General features: G+C 62.5%; 1 protein-coding gene and 2 pseudogenes. All 3 read right to left on the reverse strand.

What is annotated here, in order from left to right; translation table 11 throughout:
- Window positions 1-57: 57 nt before the first annotated feature.
- Window positions 58-216: a hypothetical protein gene (locus D2T30_RS23320; RefSeq protein WP_164884413.1), complete on the reverse strand. Its 159-nt coding sequence runs from the start codon at window positions 214-216 to the stop codon at window positions 58-60.
- Window positions 217-302: 86 nt separating this feature from the next.
- A pseudogene (istA, locus tag D2T30_RS22785) lies at window positions 303-1,385 on the reverse strand (IS21 family transposase); the annotation flags it as partial.
- Window positions 1,386-1,567: 182 nt separating this feature from the next.
- Window positions 1,568-1,827 (reverse strand): annotated as a pseudogene (locus D2T30_RS23885) (transposase); the annotation flags it as partial.
- Between the last annotated feature and the right edge of the window lie 207 nt (window positions 1,828-2,034).

Here is a 2,034-nt window from a genome sequence, read left to right on the forward strand (position 1 = left end):
AGTGCGCCATGCCACGCGCCGGCTACGTGGAAAACGCGCGCGCCATGGCGCACATCCTCACCAACTGGCCTGGTTTTGCTCCGCCGCCGTGGCCGACTTTTGCGCCGCCGTTGACACTTGCGCCAGCTCGATCATGGTCTTCTCGCCCTTGATCGCTGCTACCGCCACTTTCGCCTTGAAGGCCGGGCTGTGGTTCCGGCGCGGTCGTCTTCCCATGGTCTTCTCCTCGCTCGCAGCATCATGCTGCCGTTGCGCGGAAAATCCACTTATCCCGGCTGTTCAGATTTCCGCAGCCACCTCTGGGTTCCGCCGCTGAAGACCTCCAGCCGATCATCGAAGAGGCGCACCCGCAGCCGGTGCCCGATCAGGCGGGACGGCACCGTGTAAAAGACCTTGCGCAAGGTGAAGCCGCCGGTGCTGGTCACCGTGACGATAACCTCTTCAAAATCCGTGGTGCGTTGCCCCGGCAAATCCCGCAAATGGGGGCGCTCCGCGGCGATCCCCTTGCCCCTGGTCGCGTTCCTGCGACCGACGATCTCATCAATAAAGGCCCGATAGCGGCCGAGGTCATCAAAGTCGGCGCTGCCGCGCATCAGAAGTGCGTCCCGGACGGCTGCCTTGAGATGGCCGTGGGCGCTTTCGATTGCGCCGTTCTCGTGGGTTACGCCCTTGTTGTTACGCGTGGGCGTCATGCGATAATGGGCGCAAAGGGCCTCGTAACGTGTGGTCAGGTCGTCGCTGGCCTCGGCATCCAGATTGCGGAACGCGGCCGAAAGGCTGTCAGTGCGATGATAGGCCGGTGCGCCGCCCGCTGACCACAGCGCGTTTTGCAAACCTTCGGCAAGGGCGACGAAGCTTTCCCCGCCCAGAATGACATGGCCATGCTCGAACCCCGACCATGGAAGCCGGAAGTGGTAAAGCAGATGGTCGATCGGCCGGCCAACGATTGTCACACCGAGCGGCCCCATATCGGTGAAGTCCGACAGCCCGAACCGCCCCGGCTCGTGAACCTGTCGGAAGATGACATCCTGATCTTCGCCGTGAATGGCGCGCCAGGATCGGATCCGGCGCTCCAGTGTTCGACGGATGCCCGGCAGCAGCTCGGGATGACGGCGCAGCATCTCGTCATAGATGGCGACGGGCCGCAATCCGGGAGCCGACTGCAGCATCGGCACCACCTCGGCATCGAATATTTGTGCGAGAAGGTCCGCGCGACGGCTACCGCGCGGTTCCTCCTTTTGCGAGGGAAGTCGCGGGTCCTTTGCAACCCAGTAGCCCGTGGCCCGGCTGAGCCCCGCCTTCGCGGCGGCAAGCTCGATGGAGTGGTCTTGTCTCAGCTTCATGAAAAGCCTCGTCTGATGATCGGTTACATGGCGACCGGGCACAAAGGGGGTTCTCCAGTCCAGAAAACCACCAGCGTAACGGGCCGACCGCGATCACAGACCCCGGAAAATCGGGCAAAGCGCCGTGTGCATGCCTCCGGTCGGGCTACGCCCTATCTCCGACACGCACACGGCGCCCCGTCTCATCCTGTTTGTCGCTGAATCTCATCCTGTTTGTCGCGCGGCAGGCAGTCGTCTAATGGAAGTAGCGTATGGCGCCGAAATGCCACGACCATCGCCTCCTGGGCCGCAGTCAGGACGGCGATCGCGGTTCTGACGGCCCGGTCTTCATATCCTCAACCGTCGCGCGCTTGCGCCACTTCGCGACGGTCTTGGGGTTGATGCCCAGCTCCCGGCTCAGCCGCGCGAGCGAAGCTTGCGATCGCTGTATTGTTGCTCGGACAGCGTGCGTGGTCGTGGCGCTGCCATGACGAATTTGTCCCATAGGGCATCCTTCCATTCCAAAGAAAGGATCGCACCATCAAACCGTGGGATCAAACACCAGCGAAGCCCCTTTGCGCAGGGGGCGGTTATGATCAGCCCCACTTGAGTGGTCCATTTTGAAAGTTAGTGGATGAGCAGCCTCAGGTCCATCGCGATGATGGCTTCCGGAGCCGGTGGTCTGTAGCCCAATGCGCTGTGTGGTCGTTTC

Source organism: Paenirhodobacter populi, assembly GCF_004022215.1.
GTDB classification, from domain to species: Bacteria; Pseudomonadota; Alphaproteobacteria; order Rhodobacterales; family Rhodobacteraceae; genus Rhodobacter; species Rhodobacter populi.

Coding starts and splice junctions, on each gene's coding strand:
- D2T30_RS23320 (WP_164884413.1), bottom strand. CDS start 216: ATGGGAAGACGACCGCGCCGGAACCACAGCCCGGCCTTCAAGGCGAAA.